Origin of the sequence: Arthrobacter sp. NPDC057009 (assembly GCF_042673905.1) — a bacterium.
Lineage (GTDB): Bacteria > Actinomycetota > Actinomycetes > Actinomycetales > Micrococcaceae > Arthrobacter.
The window spans coordinates 1-2,688 of sequence record NZ_JBHUSB010000050.1 but is presented as its reverse complement, the minus strand read 5'-3'; the positions used below and the strand labels follow the sequence as shown (position 1 = coordinate 2,688).

3 protein-coding genes are annotated in these 2,688 nt (G+C 59.2%); 2 read left to right on the top strand and 1 reads right to left on the bottom strand.

The genetic code is table 11. The features are described 5' to 3' along the window. The first annotated feature begins 165 nt into the window (after positions 1–165). Both ACFTR6_RS22030 and ACFTR6_RS22025 read left to right on the top strand, forming a co-directional pair. Complete coding sequence (locus ACFTR6_RS22030) at positions 166–606, top strand: DUF6278 family protein (protein ID WP_140416318.1); 441 nt, start codon at positions 166–168, stop codon at positions 604–606. A gap of 122 nt (positions 607–728) precedes the next feature. Continuing rightward, positions 729–1,286: a phosphoribosyltransferase family protein gene (locus ACFTR6_RS22025; RefSeq protein ID WP_087871884.1), complete on the top strand. Its 558-nt coding sequence runs from the start codon at positions 729–731 to the stop codon at positions 1,284–1,286. Between the two features lie 87 nt (positions 1,287–1,373). Here ACFTR6_RS22025 and ACFTR6_RS22020 read toward each other — a convergent pair whose 3' ends face one another. Then, complete coding sequence (locus ACFTR6_RS22020; protein ID WP_377959476.1) at positions 1,374–1,718, bottom strand: hypothetical protein; 345 nt, start codon at positions 1,716–1,718, stop codon at positions 1,374–1,376. Between the last annotated feature and the right edge of the window lie 970 nt (positions 1,719–2,688).

Sequence of the window (2,688 nt, the reverse complement as noted above, 5' to 3'; positions counted from 1 at the left end):
CAACGCCATCAAAAAACTCAACAGCCTAGGCTTCAACGTCACCATCACCCCGGCCACCGCAGCCTGACGAACCTTACTTTCGTATTAGACCTAGCGACTTGTGCCGTGAAGGGTTCGGCTCCCGGTAACGACCAGCGCGAAACGAGTGCGCTTAGGATGAGCCACATGAGCAGCTCAGAAGAACCTTTACAGGAACTGCCAGCGGGAATGCCGAGAAGGTACGCAGAATATAAGCCAGTCACTTCGGATGCCGTACCCCCGCCAACCAACGTCGGCGGATACGACGACCTCCTCAGCTATTTCCAAGCGCGAGGCCAAACGCTGCTACGCAGAGCAGAAAGCCTCGCCACTCTTGATGAAGCCATCAATGATGGTTTGCCGGCCGATCTTGCCCGGCCTGTCGGGATGTTCTACGGAGACCTCCTCACGCACACTATTCCCGCAGCCCACTGGGAAGTAGTCGAGGAGGGATACCCCTTGGTTCGTGTCAGCAGGGAAGTTGCCGTTGATGTCGTCCGAGTCGCGCTACGGCGCCTGGCTACCCCGGAGCCCACCCTCGAACAAAACTATGCCCACGTCCTCGAACTCGTCAGGCAAGAACCGTAGAGGGTTCCCCCGAAGGCGCGAAGCGCCCGGCTTATCACCGGCGCTATGCGGGCTGGCCTCTGACGGACGTTTCTAGGCCTTGGTTTGGCGCTTTGGCTTAGAGCCTAACTAGGATTCAACTCATGCCTGCCGCTAATGCCAAAGATCTCCGCCAACACATGGCAGAGATTTTTGACTGGAAAACCAGTCCCGAAACCGGCAGCCAATTCTTCAATCTGTACACCTGGTGGCGGGACGCAGAAGTTGTAGCCGGCGTAGGGGACCTGCTCGCTGAACCCTTCCGCACGGCCAGTCCCACCGTCGTCATCGGTCCCTCCGCCAGCGGATACATCACCGGTGTCCTTGCCGCGACGAGCTTGGGCGTAGGCTTTTGCCCGATCCGGAAGGACGCTGCCCCATCCTTCGACAGCGACCCGTGGGTCACTGTCACTAGCCCGCCCGATTACAAAGACCGCCACCTCGAGCTGGGACTGCCCAAGGGCCTCATCCACTCCGGAGACCGGGTGCTCGCCGTCGACGATCTGATCGACAGTGGCGGTCAGCTCATGGCGCTGCAAAGACTAATTGCCGAAATTGGAGCGACATGGGTCGGGGCGTCGGTCTTGATCGACAATCTCAAGGAGAGCCAGCTGAGGCGTCAGCTGCACCTCAAGTCTGTTTTTCACATTCGAGACCTCTAAGGCGGGCGAAGGTCGCCAGAGGTTCCCTGTGGGCATGAAGAGCCACGCTGCCGATGCCCAGCTGAGATTCGAGGTGTTGGAACTTCCCTAATTCCGGCTATGCGGTTCCACGCCGTGATCCAACTGCGCCCACAGGCGATCACGCGCGGGTGCAGTTACAGCGGCTGCGTCAAACCTTGCTTCCTGGCCGGTGAGCGGATCGGTTGTGACAAAGTGCCCACGTCGCAGTTCCTCAGCGACATGCCATTCAGGACCGTAGTCCTCGTCGAGATAGTCGTGCTCACCGCTCAGCCAGTGCACTTGCGTCCACATGCGCTCCTCCTTGAGCCAGAGGAAGGGGAACGATCGCATGGGAGCGACCCCGGTAGTCACCCAACCCACGGGCTCGCCGTTCAGAGACAGCTCCCACACAGCATCCCTAAACTCGTCCACGCGCGGGTCCTTTGGCCAATCCGTGTCGTCGAACCACTTATTTAGCCATCCCATGAATTAGTTGTACCAGCCCGCAACGACCCCCGAACGACCGATAGCCATATGAGCTAATTGGTTCCCCTCGGACCAACCCGATGGAGGTGCTGCTCAGCGAGCTGAATTGTCCGTCTTCGCTATTGGAGTAGACCAAGGAAGCTGGCCCGGTTGAGGTTCGATTAGCGGCCAAGCCTGCTAGTGCGTGTTTCCGATGATTCGGCGCCCGTTGACGGGACCGTTGAGCTGAACGTATCCGACGAGGGTTACTTTTTTCCCGGTGCATGGGCTGCCGAACGATTGGCCGGTCACGGCGAGGACGATTTCCGTCGAACTTTCTTGGAGGTGCACGACAGCGGGCACCGCACAATTAACCTGTCCTGCTGAGAGGTAAATGCGGTTTTTCTCGTTGTCGATTCTCACCAGAGTCCACGGAACTGTCTCACTCGGAGCCGTTGATCCGACTGTTGGGAGTCGGTTCCCCATGGGGGTGATGGCATGGATGGACGGGCTTGTCTTTGCGGGTGGAGCAACGGAAGCCGGTTGGCTTCCTCCTGGTTCCGGCACCTCGGTGCTGCATGACGTGGGGCCCAAAAGGGCGACCACGGCAATAAGCAATGTGGCCGCACTTGGCCTAGTTCTAGTCTTGGGGCACGGCGGGTTCCCGGCCCGCTGTGGCGGCGGATTTGTTCTCGTGGGTAACCGGCTTTGGTACTGCATATGCCCATTGTTCTCGCGCCTGCTGACCCAAAGTAGAAAGGTTCAAATTCGTCCTCGGATCGTTGTTCTTTTCCGTTTGAGAGTCACGCATAGCCGGAGTGCGTCTTGCGTTGTTGCCGAGGAAATGGACTAGCGGTCCAGCGTCGCTGTCGCGCCGTGGTGGGAGAAAGTATGCGGTTGCCTCGCCCCTGGCTCTGGCCGGGGATGAGGTTTCGGG

Bases quoted from the DNA above. Each gene is read 5' to 3' on its own strand.
- ACFTR6_RS22030 (WP_140416318.1), top strand. From the start codon at position 166: ATGAGCAGCTCAGAAGAACCTTTACAGGAACTGCCAGCGGGAATGCCG.
- ACFTR6_RS22025 (WP_087871884.1), top strand. From the start codon at position 729: ATGCCTGCCGCTAATGCCAAAGATCTCCGCCAACACATGGCAGAGATT.